Below are 24,881 nucleotides of genomic sequence, written 5' to 3' on the forward strand. Positions count from 1 at the left end.
ATATTCCCGCGATATCCGAATTCTGCTGATCTCGCGGCCTCATTGAGGTTCTGTATGAATTGTCCGTAGTGACGCACAGGACGCTTCCGCGACCTTCGCGGTCGCCGGTATCGCGGGCGGGTCCGATTTTGTCGGTCCCGCCTGCCACTCTTTCCCAAGAAATTCTGCCGGTCAGGCGACACAAGGAGGTGTTCGCGGTGGGTGCGAGTCTTTCGGCACGTCTTCTGGACGCGCTCGGCGATGACAGGAAGCACACGGCGCTGGTGGTGCGCGCCGGATATCAGCCGGTCGGCGGTGAGGGCAACGTCGTGATGCCCCCCACCTTCCCCGTCGACAAGAACGAGAAGGACCTGACGAAGAAATACATCGTCGCCGATCGCCTGGTCGACGGTGAGCAGGTCAAGACCGTGACGATCGACCAGGAGCAGTCCCAGTCCAACCGGTTGGAGGAGGCACTGCGCGACGCCCGTGACGGAGGCCGTCTCACCCTGCCGATGTTCGAGCTCCGGACGAAGACCTCCCGGGGCGAGATTCGGCTCACCTCCCTCGACTTCCCCCACCGATACGCCGACGCCTACCTGCGCGACAGCACGATCGGAGGGGTCCGCTTCGACCAGAGCGCGATCGGCGAGCGGCTGCGTGCCGTCAGCGTGACCGACGTCAGACCGCTGTTCGAGCGGGAGCCCCTGTCCCTCGTGCTCGGCGCGTGGGACTCCCACCGCAAGGGCCGCTGGCCCAGGTTCGCCCGTCTCTACACCGCGACGATGTACGGCGTGACCCCCCACTTCGCCGCGCGACGCGGCGGACGCCTCGACCCGCAAAACCTCACCGGCTCCGTCGACGACAAGGCCAAAGCGGAGAACCACTGGAAGTTCGTCGCCGACGGGGAGAAGAAGAAGGGCGGCAAGCTCAGCGAGATCGGGCACGGCAACATCGCCCCCAACCCGGTGCCGGGCGGAGCGACCGTCAAGGAGATCCGCCGAATCGCGAGCATCTCCTTCGCGGGCCTTGAGCGCCTGCGCTTCGGTGACGCCTCGGCCGAGGCGAGCGTGGCCGGCCGCGCCACGCTCGCCGCCCTCGCCCTCGTCGGCGACCGGCTGGCGTTCGGGCGCCCGTCCGTCTGGCTGCGCTCGGGCTGCGACCTGGCCAAGGCGTCGGAGACGGTCGGCCTGGAGCTCCCCGGCGGGAGCGTGGAAGAGCTTGAGGTGTCGGTACGAGAGGCGCTGGACGCCTACCACGAACTGCGTGACGAGGCGGCCCGCCTGGGTGTGCCGATGGCCGACAACACGATCGAGGTCAGGCCGATGCCCTCGCTCCAGGAGGCGATCGAGTTCGCCTTCGCCCAGTCCGCCGCCAACGACGAGGAGTAGCACCCGTGGCGCTCACTCTCACGGTGCGGCTGCGCCATGGCCGCTACGACGCCGGTGACATTCGGCCCAGCCGGGCCGAGTGGCCTCCTCACCCGGCCCGGCTGTTCTGCGCCTTGGCCGCCTCAGCCGTGCGGGCGGACGACTGGGACGCCCTGCGCTGGTTGGAACGTGCCGGGACTCCGGTGGTGCGCGCGGCCATGGACGACGCACGGCCTGGCAGGACCGACTCCTATGTGGTGACGAACCAGATCGAGCAAAAGACCGGCAGCCAGAGCTGGCCGGGCCGCACGAACGGAGCGCGCGTTCGCGCGTTCGTCACCCCGGCCTGCGACCGGTTCGCCGTGGTGTGGCCGGGCGCCGACCCCGCCCCCGGCGTTCTGGCCAAGCTCGGCGCCCTGGCCCGGCGAGTGCCGTATGTCGGCCGCTCGACCAGCCAGGCCGAGGTGAGCGTGAGCGACTCCCTGCCCGACGACGAACCGGCCTGGTCGGAGCTGGCCCCGGTCGCGCTCGGCACCCCCGGCGCGATCGAGCTGCGCGTGCCCTACGTCGGATACACCGACGCGCTCCGAGACGCCTACGACCGTGGCGGGAGAGCGTGGGAGGCCGCGCGTGCGCTGCCGTACTCACCGGTCGTGGCGATGGAAGAGCCCGGCCCGACGCACCTCTCCCCCTGGGACGACCTCATCATCTGGGGATTCGAGCGGCCCAGCGCCCGCATCAGCGGCGACCAGGTCGCCCGGCTCACACTCGCGCTGCGCAAGGCCGTCATGTCCAGGGTCACCGAGCCGATCCCCGCCCAGGTGAGCGGGCACGGGGCCGACGACAGGACCCACGTCGCCTTCCTCGCGCTTCCCGACATCGAGCAGGAGCACTCCGACGGCCACCTCCTGGGAGTGGCGCTGGCACTCCCCCGCCATATGCCCGCCGAAGACTGGAACCAGTTGGCCAAGGCCGTCATGGCCGACCCGTTGACCAGGATCACCCCCTGGCCCGGCGAGCCGGTGCGTCTCAGCCAGGGTCAGAACCTGCGCACCCTGCGTCGCGGCCGGTGGACCGGTCGGGCGGAGGGGACCCGCACCTGGGTCACGGCCACCCCGATGATGACCGACAGCTTCGCCCGTCCCGGCCGCTCGTACGAACAGATGGTCGCCAAGTCGCTGCGCCGAGCCGGTTTCCCCGATGTCATCGACGTCGAGGTCTCGACGGCGCCGCTGACACGCGGGGCGGTCTGGCGTCCCCGCGCGGGCTCCCTCCCGTCCAACCGGCCGAAGAAACCCATCGTGCACGCGCGGGTCATCTTCGACCGTCCTGTGGTGGGGCCGGTGATCGCGGGTTCCCTGCGCTACCTCGGTCTCGGCCTCTTCGTTCCCGAGGGGGTCTCCCGATGAGTGCCCTCGCCGTCACCGACTTCCCCGCCTTCTACAAGGAGGTTCACGGATACGAGCCCTTCCCCTGGCAGACCGCGCTTCTCGATCGGGTGGTTCGGGAGGGCTGGCCGGAGCTGATCGACGTCCCCACCGGCCTGGGCAAGACGTCCGTGGTCGATGTCGCCCTCTTCGCGGCGGCCCTCGGCAGGGTTCGAGGACAGACCGGAGTGCCCAGGCGCGTCTTCTTCGTCGTCGACCGCCGGCTCATCGTCGACGAGGCATACCGGCACGCCGAGACCATCGCCGAGGCTCTCCGCACCTCCAATCGAGGCAGCCTCGCGGCCAAGGTCGCCACCGCCCTCCGGATGGATGGAGACACCGCCGGAGCGCCGGTCGAGGTCACCCGGATGCGCGGCGGGGTCAACTGGTCGTGGCGGTGGATCGAGCGGCCGGACCGGCACGCGATCGTCGTCGGGACCGTCGACCAGGTGGGCAGCCGGTTCCTCTTCCGCGGCTACGGCGTCGGTGAGCACCTGCGCCCGATCGACGCGGCGCTGGTGGGCACCGACAGCCTGATCGTGGTCGATGAGGCCCATCTGTCCGAGGCGTTCCTGTCCGGCGTGCGCGGGGCCAGGGACTGTGACGAGACCCCGGCTGCGATCCGTCCGACCGTGGTCAGCATGTCGGCCAGCCCCGAGACCGACACCGCCGACGTGCACGGCATCACCGAGGCGGACGAGAATCACCCAGAGGCGTCCAAGCGGTTGAAGGCGTCCAAACGGCTCCATCTGGTGAATGTGCCGACCACCAAGGCCAACACGGCGAAGGTGATGCCCGACGCCCTCGCCCACTGGGCACGGGAGCTTCACCGCGAACACCCCGTCGTCGGTGTCGTCGTCAACACCGTGGCGCGGGCGCGGGCCGTGTTCGAGCTTCTCCGCGCCGACCACGAGGGCCACTGCGTGCTGCTCACCGGCAAGATCCGTCCCCTGGACCGCGACTACCTGCTGGCCGCCAACTACGAGCGCATCAGGGCGGGCCGGGACCGCGCGTCCGCCGAGCCGATGTTCGTCGTGGCGACCCAGACGATCGAGGTCGGCGCGAACATCGACCTGGACGCATTGGTGACCGAGTCGTCCTCCTTGCCAGCACTCATCCAACGCCTCGGCCGCCTGAACCGCCTCGGCGACCAGAAGACCGTGGCCTCGGCGGTCGTGCTGCACGGTTCGGCGGACTCGGACGGCGTGTACGACACGGCCCGCCCGGCGACCTGGGCCTGGCTCTGCGAGCAGGGGGTCACGCCCCTCACCCACTCGCGAAAAGCCCAACTCCCCGCCGAACCAGGCATCGACGTCTCCCCCTCGGCACTGCGCGCACTGGTACGTGCCATGCCCCCCGGCCAGTGGGCGACGCTGCGCGAGCCCCGCGCCTACGTCCCCTTCCTGAGCCGGGCCCACCTGGACGTCTGGGCCCGCACCTCGCCGATCCCGCTCAACGACATCCCCATCGCCCCCTACCTGCACGGAATCGAGCGGGAGACACCACAGGTGACGGTGGTCTGGCGCGACCTCCCCGACGACACCGAGTTGTGGCCCGACCTCGTCTGCCTGGTGCCACCGACCTCGGCCGAGAGCATCGAGTTGCCGCTCCCCGCCGTGAAACGCTGGCTCAGCGGCGAGTCCGGCGGAGACGACATCAGCGACCTGGAAGCCGAGCACCTCCCCGACGTCCCCATCCCGCCCGGCGGCAGGTCCGTGCTGCGCTACCGCTCACGTGACAGCGCCGAAGTCGTCAAGGACGCGAAGATCCGCGCGTCCGATCTCGTCGTCGTCCCCACCTCCTACGGTGGCTGCGACGAGTACGGCTGGCATCCCGACAGCCACGAGCCCGCGATCGACATCGCCGACCTCGCGCAGTCCGGCGTCAGGGGAGGAATGACGATCCGCGTCGGCCCGAGCCTGGTCCGCGCCATGGAGACCCACGCCCCCGACCTCGCCCCCGAAGTCGCGGCCTGGGTCGAACGCCTGCGAACCGACCACCAGGACGCCTCCGCACCTGACCCCACCCTGTCGCTCCGCTCCACACTGAGCGACCCCCGGCCAGGTCAGGACGACCTGCCTCACCTGACGATGCTCAGACGGCTCACCGGCCGCCCGCGAGGTCGGCTGATCGACCACATCGACACCGGCACCCTTCTCCTGTCCTTCGGAACCACCTCGTTCCGCGAAGACGCCACCGCCGCAGGGTCCTCCATCTCCTCCGCCAAGCTCTCCCTCACCGTCCACCAGCAAGAGGTGGCGGAGAAGGCCGAGGAGTTCGCCCGCAACCTGGGCATGGAGCCGGAGGTCATCCGAGCCGCCGGACTGGCCGCACTCTGGCATGACGAGGGCAAACGCGACCCGCGCTTCCAAGTCATGCTCCACGGCGGCGACCGCTGGGCCGCGGCGGCCGACGACGAACCACTCGCGAAGTCGGGCATGAACCCCGGCGACCGCGCCGCCTTCCGGCAGGCCCGCCGAAGAGCCTCCTATCCGGCGGCGATGCGCCACGAAGCGCTCTCCGCCCAGATCGCGACAACGCTGCTGACCGACGTACGCGACGTCGACCACGACCTGGTCCTGCACCTCGTCGCCAGCCACCACGGACGAAGCCGCCCGCTACTCCCCCCGGTCATCGACCCCGCACCGACCACCAAGATCGAGCGGGACAGCCGGCCCATCGAGGTCGACACCTCCCGGTCGGTCGACTGGGCGTCTCCCGCTCGCTTCGAGCGCCTCAACCAGCGGTACGGCTGCTGGGGGCTCGCCCGTATGGAAGCCGTCGTCCGGCTGGCCGACATCTGGTGCTCAGCCCTCAGCGAGGAGCGGACATGACGACCTTCGGCACGGAACTGCCCGCCCTCGACGGACGAGACCCACTCGGCTTCCTCGCCGCCCTGGGCCTCCTGCGCGTCTGCGCCGACATCCGCCGCGTGCCCACCGCGCTCTCCTTCTCCGACACCACCGCCTGCGCGATCCTGCACAGCCCGTACGAGACGGCCGAGGAGATAGCGGACACCCTGCGCGATGTCGTCGAGTCGATCCCCGACTCGGCCGTCCTCCCCGACGGCGGAGCCGGTTTCCCACCGCCGTCCGGCTCAGGAAAGGATCCGCTGCGCCGCTCCCGCGATGACTTCCACCAACTGATGGCGAGTCATCCCGAAGCGGTGGAGACCTGGCTGCCGTCCCTGGTCACCGACCTCGCCCTCGACAAGCAGGGACGCTGCGCCATCACACCGTTCACCGCCCCCAGCGGGCAGCAGAAGCTCCGCACGTTCTTCGAGAAACCCCTGGAGGCGGTACGAAACGAGCCCCAGCGACTCCTGGAGGCCCTCGTCGGCTGGCGTCGTGTCGAGGGATTCACCGGCGAATACCTCGACCACCGCGTGCTGCGCAGCAACAGCGACGACACCGAGGGCCGCCCCGGCCGGGAAATCGGCGTCCCCGGAGCCACCTGGCTGGCCACCATGGCCCTGCCCCTCCTCCGCATCACCGGCGACGGCCACCGCCTCCGCGCCACCCTCTGGCACCGGACAGGCTCCACCTCCGTCATGCTGTGGCCTCTCTGGCGCCCCGCCCTCGATCTCCCCTCCGTGAGGAGTCTCCTCGATCACCCCACACTCGCCCCCCGCGACCGCGCACCAACGGTCGACTCCACCCTGTGGCCGGCTCTCGGCGTCTTCAACGTCTACGGAGCAGAACGCCAACGCATCCCCGGCCGCACCTTCGACGGCGTCCTCGCCCCACTTCCCGTCACGGTCACCTGACTACCGACGCGTACGCGCCGACTCGCCATTTGAAAGCCCCATAGCGCCGATCTCCGTCCCAACGGGAACCTCGCTTTGCTCCACCCGCCCCGGCCGCGGTTAGGAACCCCAAGCACGCCCACTTTTCCCGGGGGTTCCGAAGTTCAAACGAACACTTGAAGCAACAAACCCAGACATGGCTATGATCCACTCTAACTACTTTTCGCTATAATACCTGCTCACGCACTGTTTCACTCCGGTCACCGGACCGGTCTCATTGCGGGGTGTTGTCCCAGCGAATGTATCCCTCATCCCTGCGGACGTGTTTCACTCCGGTCTCCAGATCGGTCTCATTGCGGAACCCGGTACATCCGCGTGAACGGGCCGGCCTCGTCTTGTTTCACTCCGGTCTCCGGACCGGTCTCATTGCGGGGGTCACGCCATTTCTCTGCCTGTCGAACTTCGCGACGGTTCCACCCCGGCCTCTAGACCGGTCTCATTGTGGTATCGAAACTACGCAAGTGGCGCAGACCGTCCACAACACGTTCCACTCCGGTCTCCGGACCGGTCTCATTGCGGGGAGCCGCCGGACCTAGGCGAAGAAGTGCGCACCATGCCGTTTCACTCCGGTCTCCGGATCGGCCTCATTGCGGGGGCGAGGCGGGCTATGAGGCGTTCATCCCGCTCGACAGTTTCACTCCGGTCTCCGAACCGGTCTCATCGCGGCGTGATCATCAAGCTGAGCCACTTCGAGGGCACGGCGGTTTCACTCCGGTCTCCAGACCGGTCTCATTGCAGGCGAGAACAAGAGTGCACCCCAAGTCGTCAAGCCAGGTCCGCGAGAGAGCCCCTCTTGATGCTCACGAGGAGGGCGTCCCACTCGGCGGCGGTGAAGGAGAGCACTGGGCCGTCGGGATCCTTGGAGTCGCGGAGCAGGAAAAGGCCTTCTGTGTCCACCGCATGAGCGACTTGAGTGTTGTCGGTGAGCGCAACTTCAATGCGACTGCCGCTGGGAGTGCTCTTGTGCCAGACGCCTACCTCGACACACTGGCCGCCGTTGGCGTTGCTCTGACTGGACTTGCGCCAGGTCACACGTGAAAGATCCATCATGAGCGCCCTTCTGCATCCACTGGCATGTCTCGGATAGCCTGCGCGATCAAGCTGCGAGTCTGGTCCGGCCCGAGGGCTCGTGCGCGCAGATGGTCGAAGAGTAGGACATATGCGTCTACTTCTCGCTGATCCTCCAAATAGACACTTCCCTGCCAATACTCAACGTACACGGTGTCCGGATCGGACAGTTTAGGAAAATTCAAGAGCGTGAATCCGCCATCCATTGCGGGGTGGACACCGGCGGCAAAAGGTAGCACCTGGATCGTGACGTGGTTCAACTCGGAAACCTGGATCAGTCTCCGAAGTTGATCCCGCATGCTCTCGCCCCCTCCGACCGGTCGACGTATGACCGCTTCGTTGAGGATGCACCACATCATGGGCGGATCAGGACGTCCCAGCACTCGTTCCTGTCGCTCCATCCGGATCGAGAGCCGTCGTTCCAGTTCCTCGTCTGGCGGTAATACGGGTGCCGACCTCATGACGGCTCGCGCGTAGTCCTCGGTTTGCAGCAATCCAGGAACAAACTCCGACTGGTACTCCCGCAGGGTCGTTGCCTCCTCTTCGAGGCCCACGTAACTCTGGACCCACTCCGGGATCATTGCGGACATCTGGAACCACCATCCGCGCTTGCGCGCGTCACGGGCGAGTCTCATGAGCGCTTCTCGGCGCTCACCGGTGACCCCGTAGAGATCGAGCATCATGGCTACGAGCGCGACCGTAGCTGCGCTCGTAGCCGATTCGATCCGTGTGATGGTGACGGGTGAGCATCCTGCATGCTCAGCCGCCTGGTCTCGCGTCAGCCCTGCCTCCTTCCGGAGGCGTTGCAACTCCGCCGCGAGGCGACGTCTACGCACCGACGGGCTCCGCTGCGCACCCATTTCAATCCTCTCCGTAGTCGACCAACGACAGTGTGTCGAAGTGATCTTCATTCATCAACCTGCACGATGTTCATTTCGATTCTTATTGCCGATCGAGCTACGGTCATGCACACTGAGCACGCAGAGTGATTGATCGCTCATGGAGAGCGATCGTCGCCTTCCGGTCGAAGACCTTCAAAGCCGAAAGGGGTGGCGGGAAGATGAGGACTATTGATCTTCGGGACTGGGGCGGGTGGCTGGTGGAGCTGGCCTGGGAGTTGAACGAGTTGGGGGTCGACTCCGTAGTGCGACTCTCTCCCGATCAGCAGCCGAGCATGGAGATCTTCCTGCCGCCCAGACAGACCACACAGCAAGACCGCGTCTGGGTGGGTACCTGGGAGCAGGGATGCGGGCGAGGCACTCGGACCAGGGCTCGGATGGTCTGCGAGCGGATCACGCGGAGGGCGCGATGAGGGCGCTGGGGCTGCTGGGCCAGGTCGAGGTGCCCGCACAGATCGCCGCCGTCCCCCGAGCCCGTCATTACGTCCGCGACCTGCTCAAAGGGCTCGACCACCCGCACACCGACGACGCGCTTCTCCTGCTCACCGAACTCGTCACCAACGCCATCCGCCACTCCGACTCCGGCCGGTCCTCCGACGGCAGGATCATCATCGCCGTCGCACATCACCTTGGAACGCTCCACATCGATGTCGTCGACGCCGGATCGACCGGACAACGACCTAGTCTCCGCGCGGGTGTGAGCCCTGACAGCGGTGGAGGACGAGGGCTCTGGCTGGTGCAGGAATTGTCCTCGGCCTGGGGCTGGTACGAGGCCTTGACGGGCCGCGTGGTGTGGTTCCAGCTGAACGGAAAGTGACTCATGGTTCGATGGGACTGCCCGCCCCGCTGCCTGAGCTCGCACGTGCTTCCCGTGCGACCCCACTGCGAGGAGCTCACCTGGCATCCCTCGCACGGGGACGGACAGGTGCGGGTCGTGCGATGGACCTGCGACTGCGAACCGGTCTTCTACGAGCTGTGCCAGGCAAGCGGGCTGCGATTTCTCCGCCGCACGAGGCGTGTGACCATACCGGAAGGAGCGACCGTCGCCGAGAGCGATCGCTGGCAGGCTCAGGAGGCGGACGAGATGTGGATCGCCCTGCTGCACGGGCTCGTACGGTAGTCAGCGGGATCGCATCTGGCCTGCCTCTATAAATGAGCTTCTATTTATGGATTTCCCACAAAAGACACGAGCATTTGACTGGTCTCACGGCCCGTCAGATGCTGGGCTTGCTCTGATGTCTTGACTTGGGGGGAATGTCTCATGCGGAGCGACGTCACGCGGGCTCACTACGACCGCCTCGCCGACCGGTATGACGAGAACTGGGCGTACAGTCCGGAATTCATCCATTGGATGACCGGAAATATTCTCGACCGACTCCGGATCACGTCGGACCATCGCGTACTGGATGTCGGGGGCGGGACCGGTCTGTACGCACGCGAGCTTGCCGAGTATGCCAACGCGGTGGTCTGCGCCGACCCCTCCCCCGCGATGCTCGACCAGCTTCCCGCCCATGAGCGTCTGGTCTCGCTGCGCGCCGGGGCCGAGGAACTCGCGGACGGACGCGTAAGACTCCCGCACGACGACTATGACGCGATCCTGCTCAAGGAGGTGATCCATCACGTCGCCGATCCACCACGGGTTCTCAAGGGGCTGGCCCGTCTCTTGCGGCCGGGCGGGAGGATGCTCGTGGTCATGTTGCCGACGAGCATCGACTACCCGCTGTTCGACGCGGCGCTGAGACTGTTTCGCGAGCGCCAACCCGACCCCGCCGACATCGCCGCAGCGATGAGCGGCAGCGGTCTCGGCACCGAACCCACCTACGACGAGTTCCGACTCACCTTCAGCACCGAGCGCTATCTACAGATGGTCCGAAACCGCTATATGTCGCTGCTTTCCAGCTTCAATGATGCAGAGTTGGAAAAGGGGATCGAGGAAATCCGCGGCAAGCATCCGGGCGCCGAGTTACAGTGCCTCGACCGGTTCGCCTTCGTATTTGGGGTGAAAGCGTGAGCAGTGTGGAGCTCGACAGTCGCCTGTACCAGCTCCGCAACGAGCTGGACGACCATTCCCGCGTCGCGCGCCACCTCGGCCTCGACTTCGAGCGGCCGATCAAGTCACTCGGTGACGGATATCCGGAGAACGCGATCGCGTTGGTGGGAAAGATCACCGAGCGGATCCTCAAGCAGCTCTGGCGGCACCACAACGTCCCCGGTGATCCGGGTGGGAAAACCCTGAGCGAGCTGATCAAAGGGGCTCAGCCGCATATCCGCAGCAGCGGCGTCCTTGACTCGCTGCGCGACATCCAGCGTCTGCGCAACCGTTCCGCCCACGACGGCTACGAGATCGCCGACGAGGACGGACTGACGGCCGTACGCCGATTACTGGACGTACTGGCCTGGTTCGGCAGCACCGGCAGCGGCATCCTGACCGGGGACGTGCCCAAGCTCTCCCCCGAGGTAGCGCTCAAGGCCGAGTTTCTCGCGGGGCTCTACCTGACCCTCGACTACAAGCCGGTCAAGCGCTTCGAGCTGTCGCGCAACACCGTCTACCAGCTCTTCTTCCGCGAGCGAGGGCTGCGCAGTGAGTATGTCGAGCTACTGCTCAGCAAGAATGTCGACGACGTGGCCGCAGTGCTGGAAGCCACCGGTGGTGAGCTGTTGCAGACCCAGCTGCCCAAGCTCACCAGATTTCTCATCCTGGAGGAGAACGGCACCCCCACGGCTCCGAGTCCTCTCGGGGAGGATTATCGGATCGTCACCTACGACCGCTTCATGGATGCCTTCGTCGATCTGGACCGGCATCTGGCGGACGTCGCCGGCGCCTATCCCGAGCTGCTCGACCCGGCGGGCCTGACGATATCCGGTGACCTGCTCACCACGGACGAACGCACCGGCGAGCAGCGGATCTCCCAGGTGGGTGCCGCCGATCAGTTGTTGGACGAGGTCGCCTCCTCCGGGGGGAACCTGCTCATCGTCGGCCGTTCGGGAAGTGGCAAGTCGACGCTGCTCAAGCAGTTGGTTGCCGGGTCGACGACGGCGAGCCGGCGCCGCTACCGCTTCTACTTCGACATGAGCCTCAAGGACCGCGACGAGGAGTTCCGGGAGTTCGTCACGCGCACGCTCGCGCCGTACATGGCCGTCGAGAGCTCGTACGTCTTCGATGTCTTCCACTATTTCGCGCGGTCGGGTTCGGTGGCGTGCGCGCTGGACGGCATCGACGAGGCGGTGCCGTCGATGACCCAGGAGGGGTTCCTGGAGCTGTTCACCGAACTCGCCCAGGTGCTGTCGGCCGAGTCGGCGGTGGTCACCAGCTCGCGCGTCTCCTTCCTTGAGGACTCCCCGCAGGTACGGCGGCTGCTGGACGGCACCGCTCTGGTGTCGGAGAAGCTCGTCCAGCAGCTCCACGCGCAGGGTGTGAACCCGCTGCGCGTACCCCGCTTCTCGGCACTACGGCTCCAGGACGCGACGGACGCCGGAACGCCCCTCGAACTCCGCCTGGCTCGTGAACTGGAACTCGACGGCGACGACGATCGCCTACACCTTGCCGATCTCGCCTGGCAGCACATGACGCGGGTGGTCGCCTCGGCCGGTCTCACCGATGCCCTCCCGTCGATCGTCGCGTACTTCGGCTCGGCCTTCCTACGTGGTCGTACGACGTTCACGCTTGTCGAACTCTTCAACGAGCTGGGCATGTCGTTCTTCGAGGGAGGGCGGCTGACCTATGACGCCTTCCGGCTGAAGGAGTTCTTCCGGCCCGTCGACTCGTCCGGGGTCGCCTTCGCGCACTCGGCCTACCAGGAGCTGCTGGCGGCCGAACACCTGCGTGATCCGGTCGGCCGGGAGTCGGCCGTCGAAGAGGGTCCGCGTCTGACCGAGCAGGTTCGGGAGTTCCTCTACCGGCGTTCCTGCCAGGTGCGGCAAAATCCGGCCGATGACTGCGTCCTGCCCGCGGGTGCGTACCTCGTCGGGCCGAGTCATCACCTGATGCTCCGGCGTGTCGAGCGACCAGTGCGCTTCGACCGCTTCCCCGTCACGGTCGGCCGTTACAACCGCTTCCTGGAGGCCGTACGGGAGCACGGTTCGCAACAATGGGACCATCCGGACAAGCCACCGGAGTTCTCCCACGAGCCGTGGCAGGAACGCCTCAAAGTGCAGGAATACTTCACCGACCCGGCGTACGAGAATCATCCGGCGATCTGCATCAACTACTGGAGTGCCCACGCCTTCGCCCGGTTCGAGGGCAAGCGCCTGCCGACCTCCCTGGAGTGGGAGGCCGCCGCGCGAGGTGGCGATGGGCGGCTGTTCCCCTGGGGTGACGACATCGACCTGGACATCGTCAACTGCGCCGACTCCTGGAGCGGACGGCCACTGATCACGTACGAGGCGTGGCGGGAAGAACTCGACCGAGGACGGCTCAGCCAGGCCATGCCGGGACCGGTCGACGCACATCCGACGAACGTGTCGCCGTTCGGGGTGCGGGAGATGGCCGGAAACGTCTGGGAGATCACCGGCACGGTGCTGGAGAACCTCAACGAGGTGGTCATCTGCGGCGGCTCCTACGACAACCCGTACCGGGCGTTGCAGGTCTCCTCCAAGGGCCTGTCCCGGCGCCGGGGGTGCAGCAACGCGGTCGGTTTCCGATGTGTCGAGGAGCTCGGATGAGCAGCATCGAAGAGGCCGCGACGGCGAGCGGCCAGCGATTCGGTCACATCGTCGACCGCATGCCGCTGGGCAGCGGACACGACGGTCGGCAGGGCACCTATGTGGTCCGCGATATCGAGACCGAGACACACCACGCCTTCATGTACTCCGACATCGTGACCGAGGGGTTCCGGACGATCAGGACCGGTGAGCGGGTGAGGTTCATGATCGACCCGGACGACCCCGAACGCGCACGCTACGTCATCCGGCTCGACCTTCCGGACATCGAGGACTACTACCGGTGACCCGGCTGGCGAGGCAGGTTGTTATCGCCATCTACGAGGCCCGATTCCCCTCCACACCCGAGTGGGCACCTGGACCCCTGATCCTCCAGCACCGGCAGATGCGCTCCACCGCCCAGGCGCGCGGCGAGTACTACAGCGAGAAGGCCACTCGCGTCCTGTACGGGCGAGACGATCGCCCCTGCCGCTGGCACGACCCCGTGCACCGCGTCGTCGGCGACGTCGAGGTCCTGGGCGTCGAGGCGCTGCGGGCATCCGACGAGCCGGACGCCTGCGGGCTGGTCGCCGTTCACCTCCGGCCCAGGCGAGGTGCGCCTCTGTCGCTGCTGCGCGGCCTGGCCGGTCGCCGGGAAGTGCCGCCCGTCGGCTTCGACCCACAGTCCCTTATCGAGGGACAGGCGAAGATCGAACCCGGACGCCCTTTCACGGTCTGCTTCGTGACGCCTAACGGCAGAGGACTCCCCCGCCTCTATCGTCGGCCCAGATACTGGCGCTGGCCGGCGACACACCAGTGGCTGTGGGCTCTCGCCTCGCGCACCACCCTGGCGGACTACCCGCCCGACCCCCAAAATCTCGAACCGGCTGACAGCGAGATCATCAGACTCTCCGTCGACTGGCATGCCGCCGTCCTGCGCGACGGCACGGGCGTGATCGGTCTCCGTACCGACGATGGGGCCGAGGACCGCTTCTTCGGGTACGGGGAGCTGTACGTACGCTCCATCTATCTGGACGCCCTGATGCTCGGCCTGCTCCAGAATCAAGGGCTCAGACACCTTGAGGAGCACAGTGTGGCCGCGCTCGACTCCACCCGTCCGGAGGCGATGGCCGAATTGGAACGGGAGGTCGGCTCCTTCCGGCGTCGCCTGTGGGCCCAGCACCTCACAAGCCACGGCATCCCGAACCGGCTCCTGACCGCCTACCAACGCCAGCACGGTCTCCGTGAACGCTTCGAGCAGATTCTGACCGAGATCAGCGACGTCAACCGCCTCACCCGCGAAGACGAGACCCGCTACGTCAACAGCGCGGTGGTGGTGTTCACACTCGTCACCGTCCCGGCCGGAATCGCGCTCGCCCTGCTTCAAGTCGTGGAGTCTGACAATCCCTGGTTCTATACCGCCGTCGGCGCGGTCCTCATCGTTCTGACGGCCCTGCTTCTACGCACCCGCTCCGCGCGGGTCGCCCTCCGGGCACTGCGCCGCCGCTTCACCACGTAGAGAGCACACAGGTTGTCAGAGCAGGTCCGCGAGGGCATCCTGACTCGTACGCACGACTCACCATTTGAAAACCACATAGCACCCGACCCCCGTCCCGACGGGAGCCTCGTCTTGCTCCACCCGTCCCGGCCGCGATTAGGAACCCCAAGCATGCCCGTTTTTCCCTGGGGGTTCCGAAGTTCAAACGAGCACTTGAAACACCAAACCAGACATAACTGTGATCTGATTCGAATACTCTGCGCTATAAGCCCAGCTCGAGAACCGTTCCACTCCGGTCCCCGGTCTGGTCTCATTGCGGGAACATCTCGGTGATCGTGGCCGCCGATCACGCCCGCCTGTTCCACTCCGGTCCCCGGTCTGGTCTCATTGCGGGTGGAAGGTCGTGGCCGAGGACAACAAGCAGGTTTTGCGTGTTCCACTCCGGTCCCCAGATCGGTCTCATTGCGGGATCTGGGCGTATGTGCTACCGGGGGCTCCGGAGTATCTGGTTCCGCTCCGGTCCCCGGACCGGTCTCATTGCGGGTCGATCAAGATGTTCGCGAGCTCGACGTACAACATCGACGTTCCACTCCGGTCCCCGGACCGGTCTCATTGCGGGGGCGATGAAAGCGAAACCGTCGCCATAGTGGACGCGGATGTTCCACTCCGGTCTCCGGACCGGTCTCATTGCGGGGTCCTCGCTTCGCTGCGGGCGCTCCACCTTGCCCGCGTTCCACTCCGGTCTCCGGACCGGTCTCATTGCGGCCGGATCTCTGCCGCCTCGCCGGATCACCAAGATCCTCGACGATCACATCTCTCGCCGAACGGAGGGAAGAACCGGTCTAACGAGTCCCGACACGATGACAGGCGGTCGCCGGCTATGAGCACCTTCGTTTTGATTCATGGCGCGGGAGACGTCGGCTGGTACTGGCACCTGGTGGAGGCCGAGTTACGGGCCCGTGGGCACGACGTGGTCGCTCCGGACCTTCCCTGCGACGACGACTCGGCGGGGCTGAACGAGTACGCCGACGCGGTGATCGAGGCTGTCGGTGACCGCGAGGACCTCGTCGTGGTCGGTCAGTCGTTCGGAGGGTTCACCGCTCCCCTGGTCGCCGCTCGGTTGCCGGTCGATGTGCTGGTCCTGGTGGCCGCGATGATTCCGGCGCCCGGCGAGTCGCCGGTGGAGTGGTGGGAGAACACCGGCTTCCAGGACGCGAAACGGGAGCAGGCACGAAGTGATGGTGAAAGCACCGGCGGCACCGGGGATCCGTACGCCGACTTCTATCACGACGTGCCGCGTGAGCTGGCCCAGGAGGCCATGCGCAGGGAGCGCCCGCAGGCGGAGGCCCGGATGGACGAGCCCTGGCCCCTCGACGCGTGGCCGGACGTGCCGACGAGATTCGTGCTGTGCGACCAGGATCGTTCCTTCCCGCCTGACTTCTTTCGCCGCCTGGCGGCCGAACGCCTGAACATCACCCCTGACGAGATCACCGCCGGGCACTGCGTCGCGCTCAGCCGACCGAAGGAACTGGCGGAAATCCTGGAAGGCTACGCCGCGGCTCGTCGAGCCGGCGGATGAGGCCACAGGTCACGCCTCGCCCGTCACCTCCGCCGGTACGGGACGGGCACGACGGCTGCGGTGGCGCCGCAGCAGGGCGGGCGTCCAAGGGGCGAGACCGATGACGAGCAGCAACGCCAGCAGCGGTGTGCGCCACCACCACGAGATGGTCGCCGGGGGCGGTGAGGGTGGTGGAATCACCCAGGGGCGAGCGGTCTTTGACCAGGCCAGGAAGGCGTCGCCGATCGGGAGGAGGCCGAAGGCGTACCTCTTGGTCCAGGGGGTGTCGATCGGCAGGCCGGCCAGCTCGCCATAGTTCGCCAGGGCCTCGGCGAGCGGGGCGTCGCCGTGGATCTGGGCGGTGCCGAGGGCCACCGCGGTCGCCGACAGGCTCACGCCGAGCGGGAGCGGGCCGGAGTCGACATCACCAGGGCCGTCCATGCCCACGGGGTACTCGCGTACGGCCGGTCCGAGGCCGAGCGGAAAGACGACGTAGAGGTCACGGAAGCGCCGGTACTGCTCGGCGGCGAAGACCGGGTCGATCTCGACGAGGAAACGCTGGCCGAGGCTCTGCGAGCTGCCTCTGGCCACCTCGGCCGGGGCGCCGGTGCCGGGGGCGGCGTGGTGCGGGAGCAGGCCGGTGCGGGGGTCGAGTCGCTGACGTACCGCCTGGAGCCATCGGTCGGCGGTACCGGTGAACCGGGGTGGCAGCAGCGTGTCGTGCAGCCGCAGCGACGCCATGGCCACGGTCGAGTCGACCGGCCACGCCTGCCCGGGGTAGGCCTCCAGGTAGGGCGACTCCGAGGCGTCGAACGCCTCGCCGAGCGCGGCGGAGTCGTCGGCGAACCGGCGCAGCTCGGCCGGGTCGCGCCGCTCGGACGGTTGCAGGGCGAGCGTCCCGCCGCGCAGCCAGTTGGTCCAGCCCCGGTGGAAGACGCCGTGCGGCGGGGTGAGGTCCGCGCTGAACGGGGCGCGGCCGGACGGGGACTCCAGCCGGGCCAGCGCCCAGCGCGCCTCCCGCAGCGCCACCGACCGTTCGCCGGCCGGTTCGCGCATGCCGAGCTCGACCCAGCTCAGGCCGTACAGCACGTGCAGGAAGACGTAGCCCTCGGGGAACAGGTTCTGCGCCTGGTCTCCGGCGCCGCCGTCGAGTGCCGCGCGCAGGAACGTCAGCTGCCGCCGGACCCCGGGCGGCTCGTCGGCCGTGCCCGCCGTGGCGGGCACGACGAGCCGCACCGCGCCCAGCAGCGCGCAGACACCGACCGCGACGGCGATCACTCGTCGCAGCACCCGGCGCAGCGGTGCACGCGTTCTCTGAGGCGGTGTCACCTGCGCTGCGGAGGGCGGCCTGAGCATTCGATGATCTTAGTTCGGCGCGGGGCGGGATGTCCGTCCAAGCGAACGTCCCGCCGAGGGTGACCGCCCGCGTCACGAAACGTCCTTCAGGAGACTGTTCGGGGCGTCATCCGAAGTCCCCGAACGCGGGATAGCCCGGCAGCGGGGGGACGTCCCAGTCGCCGGCCACGTCCCGGAGCAGCAGCCGCATCGTCTCCGCGAAGGCCGGGAACTCCTCCAGGGTGCTCGCCGTCTCCCAGCGGTGTCTCAGCAGCTGCCGCAGCGTCGGGACGGGACGCCGGGTCCTGTGGGCCGGCTCGTCCTTCGCCATGCGCGGGATCAGGTTGGTCGTCAGATACACCGTCCAGAGCGCGACCGCCCGCCGGATCCCTGGCTGCCAGATCTCGTCCTCGACCAGCTGCGGGTACGCCTCGACGACCTCCGTGCGGTAGGTCTCCTCGATCTTCTCCGCCAGACCGGCGGGCAGCGTGAAGACGCACCAGCAGGTGGCGAAGGGCATCCGGCAGTACGCGGCCGTCATGAAGACCGGCAGGTAGCAGGCCGACTCGAAGTCGATGAGTCGCAGGCCGTCCGGGGTGAGCAGGTTGTTGTCCGGGCAGGTGTCGCCGGGGGTGAAGGCGAGGTATTCGTTCGCGCCCGTCGCCGCGATCCGTTCCAGCTCCCCTGCCAGCTCCGGCGGCGCCTCGACGCCGATCCCGGCGAGCGCCGCGGGGAATTCGGCCGCGTGCCGGAGGAGCCACGGCTCCTCGTCCCAGGACGGCACGCCCATGCCGTACCCGGCGGACAGGGCAGCCAGGTCGGCGCGCCGGTGAACCGACGCGACGGCCAGTCGCCCGAGCCCGCGCGCCCAGGCCGACAGGCCGTCCAGGGCGGCCTGCGGATCGTTGCCGAGCAGCACGTCCGCCAGTGTCGGCGCGGACCCGAGGTCCTCCATCACCAGCAGCGGGATCGAGTCGTCCACGCCCAGCAGTTCGGGACCGGCCAGCCGCAACGAGAGCCCGGCCGCCTCGGCGGTGAACGCGCGCAGGTCATCGGGCTCCGTGCCGTACTTCTTGACGACGACGCTGCCGCCGGAAGCCGTCCGGCAGCGCAGGACAACGGTGCGTGGGCTGCCGCCGAGGTCCACCGGCTCTGACAGCTCGGTTCCCAGCACTTCACCGGCGGCGCGCAGGATCGCATCCATCCCGACATCCTGCATCATCTGTCTCCGGACCGGTCTCATCGCGGCGGTCGAGGTCGCCGGTGTGAGCGGGCAGGGGTCAGCCCTTCCCTGGGGTGTGGCGCTCCGGTCTTCGGGCCGGCCTCATCGCGGCGGTAAGGTCGCCGGTATGAGCGGTGTACGGGTGGTGCTGCTCGGGGGAACGTCGAACGTCGGGAAGTCGACCATCGGCCGGGCGGTGGCCGACAGGCTCGGTTTCGAGTGCCTGTCGACGGACAAGCTCGCGCGGCACCCCGGACGGCCCTGGCGGACCCCGGCGTGGGAGGTGCCGGCGCACGTCGCCGAGCACTACAGAACCCTCTCGGTCGACGAGCTGATCGCGTCCGTGCTCGACCACTACGAACGGCTGTGGCCCCGCATCGAGGAGCTGATCACGACCCGTTCTTCCGGGACCGGCACGGGCCTGGTCCTGGAGGGGTCGGCGCTCTGGCCCGCCCGTGTCGCGGAGCTGAACGTCTCGCACACGGCCGCCGTGTGGCTCACCGCGGACGAAGCCGTCGTGCGTGCTCGGGTGCGCGCGGCCGGCCGCTACGAGGTGGCGACCGGCGACGAACGACACTTGATGGACAGTTTCCTGGCCCGCACGGAGCGTTATCAGTCGCTCATGCTGGAGGTCGTCGACAGGCTGGGGCTGGATCGCATCGACACGGGTGGTGGCCGGTCCGTCGCGGAGCTGGTCGACTCGGTGCTCTCGGTGGTCAGCGTCCAGAACGCCGTGGGGCGATCGTCCTCTGGGCGCTGACCATGCCGGCGCGGTGAGCCGATCGCCCCGCTGGACGGTCACGGTGGACCACTCGCCCCGCGGGACGGCGACCGCGCCGACGCGGTTCTCCGCGTGGACGCGGGGCGGGGCGTGGACATGGGACGGAGCGGGTGTTGACCAGGTGTGCCGAGAGAGGTCACCCCCGCGTCGCGCGGGGCCGGGAGTAGGCGTACGGCCGCGAGGGCGGCGTGGCCGGGATGCGCCGGGCGGGTGGCAGGTCCCAGCGGGCGAAGACCACCTTTCCGCCGCCCGGTGAGGGGTGGTGGCCCCATTCGTCGGCGCACATGCCGACGAGCAGCAGGCCCCGGCCGCTCTCGTCGTCCTCCCCCGCCTCGGTGACCTCGGGCGAGTCGTCGGAGCTGTCCCACACCTCCACGCGCAGGCCCTCGGTGGTGAGGTGGAGCCGCAGGAGGATCGGGTACGGGTCGGCGGTTCGCGGGTGGCCGCTGCCGGGCGGGCGGTCGGAGGTGTGCGGGTGGCCGGGCACGGGTGAGTGGCCGGAGGTGTGCGGGTGGCCGGGAGCCGGTGGGTGGGTGTAGCCGTACGGGATCGGCGGGGTGGCGGTGGCCTTGATGGCGTTGGTGGTCATCTCGGAGACGACCAGGACGCAGAGCTCGGACAGCTCCTCCAGGCCCCATGTCCGCAGTTGCGCGCGGGTGAAGTCGCGTGCCTGGGAGGCGGCGGCCGGCTGCGCCACCAGCCGCAACTCGTTCGTGTCCAGAGAGTCCAGGGAGTCCGGGGAGCCTTGGGAGTCCGGGGACAGGTGGTCGGCGGCGTCCGGATCAGGGTGAAACGGTGAGTGCATCGGTCCCAGCCGTTCGACGGGGAGCACGGTCATTGCTGGCTCCAGGGAGGTTCATACGGAGATTCGGTCGCGCGTCCCCGGCGCAGAAAGGGACGCCCCCGCCCGAGCGATGAGACCACACGGATCTGACGGCTCCGGCGTTGTCTCAAGCCTGCTGCACGGAGTGTGCGGGAAACAGGCGACGACACCGAGTCTGTTCGTCACCCTGAGGGTCCATCCCACCCCGTAGAGCGATGGCGCTACAAGTAGCGGCGATCTGATCGCCGGTTTCTGCACTCGGTAGTCACCGACCGTGATTGACCAGTAACGTTCAGCCCGAAGAATCGCCGCCGGAGAACCCGCCGGGAGGGGCTGAGACGATGCCACGTGCACCGCGCAGCGTCAAGCAGCAGATGGACGCCTTCAGCGCTGAGCTTCGCGAACGTGGTTGCACGTGGGCCGAGGTCGCCGCTGAGTTCAAGCTGCGGTGGCGCCTGAACTCCCGCCAGGGCTTCCGTGAGGCGCATCGCCTGACACAAGCCAAGGTCTGCCATCTATGGAACGAATACTGGCCGAACGAGCCATTGACGACCCGGAAACTCGGGTCGTGGGAAGCGTGGCCCGGCCCCACCGGCAACGAGCCGCCGATCGCCGGGCTCAACCGGCTGGCACGCATCTACCAGTGCCGCACCGCCGACCTGGTCGACGGTGAAGATCACCGCGATGCCGACGAGCACAACGCGGCGGCCGTCCGGTCCCGGGGGCGGGCGCTGGTGGCGGCCGGGGCCGCGGGCAGCCTCGATCCCGAGGACATCCAGGGGGTGCTGGCGGCCCTGCCCACCCTGTCCATGGGACCCGTGTCGTTCGGGACGTCGCGCGACGAGGAGTACGACGCCCTGGTGCAGGCGCTCGCCCGATGGGCGGCGGCGATGAAACGACGCGACGTCCTGGCCCTGATCAGGGCCGCCGCGGCGGCGGCTGCGGCCTCTCCGCTGCTGGACAGGCTCAACGGCGACGAGCTCGACCGGCTCACCCTGATCGCCGCGGAACCGTCCCGGGTGGACGATGCCACCGTCGCTCACATCGACGCCGTGCTGCATCACTGCATGCGCCAGGAGGACACCCTCGGCCCGCAGTCGGTGCTGGGGACCGTGCTCGCACAGCACCACCTGGTGCGTTCGCTGATCCCGGCCGCGTCGACCGACGAGGTGCGCGACCGGCTGCTGTCGCTGCTGGCCAACATCTGCAGGTTCACCGCCTGGGTGCTGTTCAACCTCAACGACTTCAACGGGGCGAACCACTACTACGAGCAGGCCAAGTCGGCCGCGCACCAGGCCGACAACGACGCGATGAACAGCTTCGTCCTGGCCAACTGGTCGCAGCTCGCGACCTGGCGGGGCGACCCCAGGCAGGGTGTCGAGCACGCGCTGGGTGCGCTGGCCTGGGGGCAGCGCGCCAACAGCAAGCTGCTGGTGTCGTACGCGTGTGACGTGGGGGCCCGCGCCTACTCGGCGGTGTTGCGCCGCTCGGGCAAGAACGACCGTCAGAAGGACCATGCCCGGTGCATGACCAGCCTCGACCAGGCCCGCCGCGAGCTGGGTCACGCGGGCGAGGGCGACGTGGGGGCCGAGTTGCTCTACTTCTACGGCGACGGGCAGTATCTGTCGACCAAGACCAAGTGCCTGCTGGACATGGACGACGCCCATAGCGCGATCGAGATGGCCGCCCGGTCCCTGACCAGGATCGATCCGGCGTTCGTCCGCAACATGGCGTTCATCCACCTGGATCTGGCGCGCGGGCACCTGCGGCTGCGCGCCATCGACGAGGCGTGTGAGCAGATCGGTGAGGCCGCCCGTCTGACCTGTAGAAACACCTCGCCTCGGCTGGCGCGCTCGGTGGTGGAGGTCCGCGAGACGCTGAATCCGTGGGCGAGGACCCGTCAGGTCGTCGCCCTGGACGAGAAGCTGCACGCCTTCCAGCTCATCGCCTGACGGCTTCCGGTCCATCACGATCGATCAGCGTGCCCCGGGCATCTCCTCCAGCACCAGGATGTCGAAGAGGGGCGCGGGGATCGGTGGGTCCATCAGCTTGTGGGACACCTTCCGCCATCCCCACCTGCGATAGATCTCCCGGGTCCGTACGGCCTTGGGCTGTACCGAGAGCGTGGCCCGCTCGGCCCCGGACCCGGAGAGCAGTTCGTCGTGGATCCGGTGCCCGACTCCGGCGCCCCGCCGGTCGGACAACACTCCGTAGTCGATGACGGCGAACGTCCTGGTCCCGGTCTCGGCCGCGAACTCCTCATCGACCGGTTCCGCCAGCCTGCTCCACCAGTGGGTGTCGGCAGGCAGCGGATATCCGTACCCGAACCCGATGAACTCCGGCCCGGATCGCGCGGTGGTGAGCCGGAACCCTGGCCGCTCGGCCAGCTTGGGAAAGTAGGAGCGCTGGTTGGCGAACTCCGCGGCGTTCCCGTTGAAGGGAGGTAGCGAGAACACCGCCTCGTACAGATCACAGATCGTCCCGGCCAGCGCGAGCGCCTCCCGGCAGCCGTGTGTCTCTATCGTCATCTCGTCGGTGAGGGTCCTGTCGGTCATGCCCGTCTCCTCGCTCTCGCCACCTTCCCCCGAGGGCTCTTTACCCGTGGACGGACGCGGTAGCCGCTCCGGTTCATGCGGAGGGAGCGAGGACACGGGAGCGGGCGGCTTCCCCGCCCCGATTCCCGTACCGGTTCCGGCGGTCGCGAGAAGCGACGGGCCGTTCACCCGTTCCTTCGACCTGCCGCAGCGGCGCGAGGCCGTCCGCCGGGTCGTCTCGCGCCGCGTTGCCCGGTCGGGAGCCGGCGACCTTAAGGAGCCACGGCCAGCTTCCGGGCTCCAAGAGGTCCGAAGTCATAGACCGTGTTGTTCACCTGCAGTCCGTCGATCGCGCCGATGAAGGGGGTATCCATTCTGAACCCAAGACTCAGCGTGATCACCGCATCCGGCAGCGCGGCCTTGAGTTCGTCGAACGAACACGGAGAAGCCAGAGTACAGTTGATCAAGCTGCCTGTCGCCCCGGCCGCATACCACCGGCTGCCTGCTGCGCTGGCGTCGTACTGCTGCCAGGCGTTGGGCAGCCGAGGGCCGGGGGCCGACGGGTCGACAGAGGTATCAGGCAAATAGATCAAGGTCGTGTAGTTCGCCGAGCCCACATTGGGATCGACCTCTATGCTCAGTCCTGGCACGGAGACCTCCTCCGGAGAGTCGGCGCCCGCGAACGCCCAGTACTTTAAAATCGTGAGATCACTGATCGACAATTCCGCGAAGTCCGTCTCGTTGCCGAAAGCGATCTTGTCTGGGCTGTCGCCGACGATGATTCCCAGGCTGCCGATGCCATAGGGCGGCGGTACGGTGGCCGAGGAGCTGGTGGCGGGATCTCGCTCATACGGGCCAACACGGTAGACGGCGCTTGGTCCGCCATCTGATTCGCGGGCGATGACACCCCACGTGTCGGTACAGCAGATGGCCGCCCCCGGAGGTCCTTGCGCTCCTGTCTCTCCCTGCGGCCCCGCAGGCCCCGCAGGCCCCGTTGCACCCGTTGCGCCCGTTGGTCCTGTCGGCCCTTCGGGTCCCGTCGCGCCGGTCGCTCCTACAGGTCCCTGCGGCCCTATCGCGCCCGTCGCACCCACAGGTCCTTCCGGCCCCACAGGCCCTGTCGCACCCGTCGCGCCTACTGGTCCCATCTCACCTTGCGAACCCGTCGCGCCCGTCGCACCCGTCGCGCCCGTCGCACCCACAGATCCTTGCGGCCCTGCAGGCCCTGTCGCACCCGTCGCACCCACAGGTCCCTGCGGCCCTATCGCGCCCGTCGCGCCTGCAGGTCCCTGCGGCCCCATCTCACCTTGCAGACCTGTCTCACCTTGCGGACCCGCCGCACCCGTCGCACCCGTTGCACCCGTTGCACCTACAGGCCCCTGCGGCCCCATCTCACCTTGCAGACCTGTCTCACCTTGCGGACCCGCCGCACCCGTCGCACCCGTTGCGCCCGTCGCACCTGCAGGTCCCTGCGGCCCCATCTCACCTTGCGGACCCGCCGCACCCGTCGCACCCGTTGCGCCCGTCGCACCTGCAGGCCCCTGCGGCCCCATCTCACCTTGCAGACCTGTCTCACCTTGCGGACCCGCCGCACCCGTCGCACCGGTCGCTCCTACAGGTCCCTGCGGCCCTATCGCGCCCGCCGCACCCGTCGCACCCGTTGCACCCGTCGCACCTGCAGGTCCCTGCGGCCCCATCTCACCTTGCGGACCCGCCGCACCCGTCGCACCGGTCGCGCCCACAGGTCCCTGCGGCCCCATCTCACCTTGCAGACCTGTCTCACCTTGCGGACCCACCGCACCCGTCGCACCCGTTGCGCCCGTCGCACCTGCAGGTCCCTGCGGCCCCATCTCACCTTGCGGACCCGCCGCACCCGTCGCACCGGTCGCTCCTACAGGTCCCTGCGGCCCTATCGCGCCCGCCGCACCCGTCGCACCCGTTGCA

At 68.1% G+C, this 24,881-nt stretch carries 23 protein-coding genes; 14 read left to right on the plus strand and 9 right to left on the minus strand.

Annotated features, from left to right (window positions below):
- Nucleotides 1-197 precede the first annotated feature (197 nt).
- The 4 genes from cas7u to ABZ664_RS37340 are packed head-to-tail and all read left to right on the plus strand — an operon-like array spanning nucleotide 198 to nucleotide 6,542.
- On the plus strand, nucleotides 198-1,370 hold the full coding sequence (cas7u, locus tag ABZ664_RS37325; RefSeq protein WP_362521578.1) for a type I-U CRISPR-associated RAMP protein Csb1/Cas7u: 1,173 nt from the start codon (nucleotides 198-200) through the stop codon (nucleotides 1,368-1,370).
- A 5-nt stretch (nucleotides 1,371-1,375) separates the two neighbouring features.
- Nucleotides 1,376-2,758: a type I-U CRISPR-associated protein Csb2 gene (csb2, locus tag ABZ664_RS37330; RefSeq protein ID WP_362521580.1), complete on the plus strand. Its 1,383-nt coding sequence runs from the start codon at nucleotides 1,376-1,378 to the stop codon at nucleotides 2,756-2,758.
- Nucleotides 2,755-5,610 carry a type I-U CRISPR-associated helicase/endonuclease Cas3 gene (gene cas3u, locus ABZ664_RS37335; RefSeq protein ID WP_362521582.1) on the plus strand — a complete coding sequence of 952 codons (2,856 nt, stop codon included), beginning with the start codon at nucleotides 2,755-2,757 and terminating at the stop codon, nucleotides 5,608-5,610. The genes csb2 and cas3u overlap by 4 nt, the downstream gene beginning before the upstream one ends.
- Nucleotides 5,607-6,542 (plus strand): hypothetical protein, encoded by a 936-nt coding sequence (locus ABZ664_RS37340; protein WP_362521584.1) that lies wholly within the window; start codon nucleotides 5,607-5,609, stop codon nucleotides 6,540-6,542. Before cas3u ends, ABZ664_RS37340 begins: the two co-directional genes overlap by 4 nt.
- A gap of 804 nt (nucleotides 6,543-7,346) precedes the next feature.
- Here the strand turns inward: ABZ664_RS37340 and ABZ664_RS37345 are convergent.
- On the minus strand, nucleotides 7,347-7,613 hold the full coding sequence (locus ABZ664_RS37345; protein WP_362521586.1) for a DUF397 domain-containing protein: 267 nt from the start codon (nucleotides 7,611-7,613) through the stop codon (nucleotides 7,347-7,349).
- A gap of 14 nt (nucleotides 7,614-7,627) precedes the next feature.
- Nucleotides 7,628-8,560, minus strand: coding sequence for a helix-turn-helix transcriptional regulator (locus ABZ664_RS37350; RefSeq protein WP_362521588.1), 933 nt, complete (start codon nucleotides 8,558-8,560; stop codon nucleotides 7,628-7,630).
- 149 nt (nucleotides 8,561-8,709) lie between these two features.
- Between ABZ664_RS37350 and ABZ664_RS37355 the strand changes: the two genes are divergently transcribed.
- The 8 genes from ABZ664_RS37355 (at nucleotide 8,710) to ABZ664_RS37390 (ending at nucleotide 16,263) form a co-directional block, all read left to right on the plus strand.
- On the plus strand, nucleotides 8,710-8,961 hold the full coding sequence (locus ABZ664_RS37355) for a hypothetical protein (RefSeq protein ID WP_362521590.1): 252 nt from the start codon (nucleotides 8,710-8,712) through the stop codon (nucleotides 8,959-8,961).
- Nucleotides 8,958-9,365: an ATP-binding protein gene (locus ABZ664_RS37360; protein WP_362521592.1), complete on the plus strand. Its 408-nt coding sequence runs from the start codon at nucleotides 8,958-8,960 to the stop codon at nucleotides 9,363-9,365. Before ABZ664_RS37355 ends, ABZ664_RS37360 begins: the two co-directional genes overlap by 4 nt.
- Before the next feature lie 3 nt (nucleotides 9,366-9,368).
- Nucleotides 9,369-9,668, plus strand: a complete 300-nt coding sequence (locus ABZ664_RS37365) for a hypothetical protein (protein ID WP_362521594.1) — start codon at nucleotides 9,369-9,371, stop codon at nucleotides 9,666-9,668.
- Nucleotides 9,669-9,809: 141 nt separating this feature from the next.
- Complete coding sequence (locus ABZ664_RS37370) at nucleotides 9,810-10,559, plus strand: class I SAM-dependent methyltransferase (protein ID WP_362521596.1); 750 nt, start codon at nucleotides 9,810-9,812, stop codon at nucleotides 10,557-10,559.
- The gene (locus tag ABZ664_RS37375; RefSeq protein WP_362521597.1) at nucleotides 10,556-13,210 is read left to right on the plus strand and encodes an SUMF1/EgtB/PvdO family nonheme iron enzyme; all 2,655 of its coding nucleotides are present in this window, start codon (nucleotides 10,556-10,558) and stop codon (nucleotides 13,208-13,210) included. The genes ABZ664_RS37370 and ABZ664_RS37375 overlap by 4 nt, the downstream gene beginning before the upstream one ends.
- The gene (locus tag ABZ664_RS37380) at nucleotides 13,207-13,494 is read left to right on the plus strand and encodes a hypothetical protein (RefSeq protein WP_362521599.1); all 288 of its coding nucleotides are present in this window, start codon (nucleotides 13,207-13,209) and stop codon (nucleotides 13,492-13,494) included. Before ABZ664_RS37375 ends, ABZ664_RS37380 begins: the two co-directional genes overlap by 4 nt.
- Complete coding sequence (locus ABZ664_RS37385; protein ID WP_362521601.1) at nucleotides 13,491-14,705, plus strand: hypothetical protein; 1,215 nt, start codon at nucleotides 13,491-13,493, stop codon at nucleotides 14,703-14,705. The genes ABZ664_RS37380 and ABZ664_RS37385 overlap by 4 nt, the downstream gene beginning before the upstream one ends.
- 859 nt (nucleotides 14,706-15,564) lie before the next feature.
- Nucleotides 15,565-16,263: an alpha/beta hydrolase gene (locus ABZ664_RS37390; RefSeq protein ID WP_362521603.1), complete on the plus strand. Its 699-nt coding sequence runs from the start codon at nucleotides 15,565-15,567 to the stop codon at nucleotides 16,261-16,263.
- Nucleotides 16,264-16,272: 9 nt separating this feature from the next.
- Here ABZ664_RS37390 and ABZ664_RS37395 read toward each other — a convergent pair whose 3' ends face one another.
- Together ABZ664_RS37395 and ABZ664_RS37400 are read right to left on the minus strand one after the other, a co-directional pair.
- Nucleotides 16,273-17,598, minus strand: coding sequence for a hypothetical protein (locus ABZ664_RS37395; RefSeq protein ID WP_362521605.1), 1,326 nt, complete (start codon nucleotides 17,596-17,598; stop codon nucleotides 16,273-16,275).
- Nucleotides 17,599-17,704: 106 nt separating this feature from the next.
- Entirely contained in the window at nucleotides 17,705-18,781 is a 1,077-nt protein-coding gene (locus tag ABZ664_RS37400; RefSeq protein ID WP_362521606.1) for a hypothetical protein, read from the minus strand.
- A gap of 145 nt (nucleotides 18,782-18,926) precedes the next feature.
- Here ABZ664_RS37400 and ABZ664_RS37405 point away from each other — a divergent pair, with 145 nt between their 5' ends.
- Nucleotides 18,927-19,559, plus strand: a complete 633-nt coding sequence (locus tag ABZ664_RS37405; protein ID WP_362521608.1) for a hypothetical protein — start codon at nucleotides 18,927-18,929, stop codon at nucleotides 19,557-19,559.
- Between the two features lie 157 nt (nucleotides 19,560-19,716).
- On the opposite strand, the gene ABZ664_RS37410 is transcribed toward ABZ664_RS37405, so the two are convergent.
- On the minus strand, nucleotides 19,717-20,418 hold the full coding sequence (locus ABZ664_RS37410) for an ATP-binding protein (protein ID WP_362521610.1): 702 nt from the start codon (nucleotides 20,416-20,418) through the stop codon (nucleotides 19,717-19,719).
- Nucleotides 20,419-20,744: 326 nt separating this feature from the next.
- On the opposite strand from ABZ664_RS37410, the gene ABZ664_RS37415 reads away from it, so the two are divergent.
- Nucleotides 20,745-22,355, plus strand: a complete 1,611-nt coding sequence (locus ABZ664_RS37415; protein ID WP_362521612.1) for a hypothetical protein — start codon at nucleotides 20,745-20,747, stop codon at nucleotides 22,353-22,355.
- Between the two features lie 24 nt (nucleotides 22,356-22,379).
- On the opposite strand, the gene ABZ664_RS37420 is transcribed toward ABZ664_RS37415, so the two are convergent.
- The 4 genes from ABZ664_RS37420 to ABZ664_RS37435 all read right to left on the minus strand — a co-directional run bounded on the left by ABZ664_RS37420 (nucleotide 22,380) and on the right by ABZ664_RS37435 (nucleotide 24,819).
- A complete protein-coding gene (locus ABZ664_RS37420) occupies nucleotides 22,380-22,958 on the minus strand; it encodes a hypothetical protein (protein WP_362521613.1) in 579 nt (192 codons plus the stop codon).
- 251 nt (nucleotides 22,959-23,209) lie between these two features.
- Complete coding sequence (locus ABZ664_RS37425; RefSeq protein ID WP_362521615.1) at nucleotides 23,210-23,587, minus strand: hypothetical protein; 378 nt, start codon at nucleotides 23,585-23,587, stop codon at nucleotides 23,210-23,212.
- Between the two features lie 719 nt (nucleotides 23,588-24,306).
- Nucleotides 24,307-24,540 carry a hypothetical protein gene (locus ABZ664_RS37430; RefSeq protein WP_362521617.1) on the minus strand — a complete coding sequence of 78 codons (234 nt, stop codon included), beginning with the start codon at nucleotides 24,538-24,540 and terminating at the stop codon, nucleotides 24,307-24,309.
- A 27-nt stretch (nucleotides 24,541-24,567) separates the two neighbouring features.
- On the minus strand, nucleotides 24,568-24,819 hold the full coding sequence (locus ABZ664_RS37435) for a hypothetical protein (protein WP_362521619.1): 252 nt from the start codon (nucleotides 24,817-24,819) through the stop codon (nucleotides 24,568-24,570).
- Nucleotides 24,820-24,881 lie beyond the last annotated feature (62 nt).

Source organism: Streptosporangium sp. NPDC006930 (assembly GCF_040635605.1).
GTDB lineage: Bacteria > Actinomycetota > Actinomycetes > Streptosporangiales > Streptosporangiaceae > Streptosporangium.

Excerpts from the sequence above, each read along its gene's own strand:
- cas3u (WP_362521582.1), top strand. The coding sequence starts at position 2,755 with ATGAGTGCCCTCGCCGTCACCGACTTCCCCGCCTTCTACAAGGAGGTT.
- ABZ664_RS37340 (WP_362521584.1), top strand. The coding sequence starts at position 5,607 with ATGACGACCTTCGGCACGGAACTGCCCGCCCTCGACGGACGAGACCCA.
- ABZ664_RS37350 (WP_362521588.1), bottom strand. The coding sequence starts at position 8,560 with ATGAAGATCACTTCGACACACTGTCGTTGGTCGACTACGGAGAGGATT.
- ABZ664_RS37355 (WP_362521590.1), top strand. The coding sequence starts at position 8,710 with ATGAGGACTATTGATCTTCGGGACTGGGGCGGGTGGCTGGTGGAGCTG.
- ABZ664_RS37360 (WP_362521592.1), top strand. The coding sequence starts at position 8,958 with ATGAGGGCGCTGGGGCTGCTGGGCCAGGTCGAGGTGCCCGCACAGATC.
- ABZ664_RS37365 (WP_362521594.1), top strand. The coding sequence starts at position 9,369 with ATGGTTCGATGGGACTGCCCGCCCCGCTGCCTGAGCTCGCACGTGCTT.
- ABZ664_RS37370 (WP_362521596.1), top strand. The coding sequence starts at position 9,810 with ATGCGGAGCGACGTCACGCGGGCTCACTACGACCGCCTCGCCGACCGG.
- ABZ664_RS37380 (WP_362521599.1), top strand. The coding sequence starts at position 13,207 with ATGAGCAGCATCGAAGAGGCCGCGACGGCGAGCGGCCAGCGATTCGGT.
- ABZ664_RS37390 (WP_362521603.1), top strand. The coding sequence starts at position 15,565 with ATGAGCACCTTCGTTTTGATTCATGGCGCGGGAGACGTCGGCTGGTAC.
- ABZ664_RS37395 (WP_362521605.1), bottom strand. The coding sequence starts at position 17,598 with ATGCTCAGGCCGCCCTCCGCAGCGCAGGTGACACCGCCTCAGAGAACG.
- ABZ664_RS37400 (WP_362521606.1), bottom strand. The coding sequence starts at position 18,781 with ATGGATGCGATCCTGCGCGCCGCCGGTGAAGTGCTGGGAACCGAGCTG.
- ABZ664_RS37405 (WP_362521608.1), top strand. The coding sequence starts at position 18,927 with ATGAGCGGTGTACGGGTGGTGCTGCTCGGGGGAACGTCGAACGTCGGG.
- ABZ664_RS37410 (WP_362521610.1), bottom strand. The coding sequence starts at position 20,418 with ATGACCGTGCTCCCCGTCGAACGGCTGGGACCGATGCACTCACCGTTT.
- ABZ664_RS37415 (WP_362521612.1), top strand. The coding sequence starts at position 20,745 with ATGCCACGTGCACCGCGCAGCGTCAAGCAGCAGATGGACGCCTTCAGC.
- ABZ664_RS37420 (WP_362521613.1), bottom strand. The coding sequence starts at position 22,958 with ATGACCGACAGGACCCTCACCGACGAGATGACGATAGAGACACACGGC.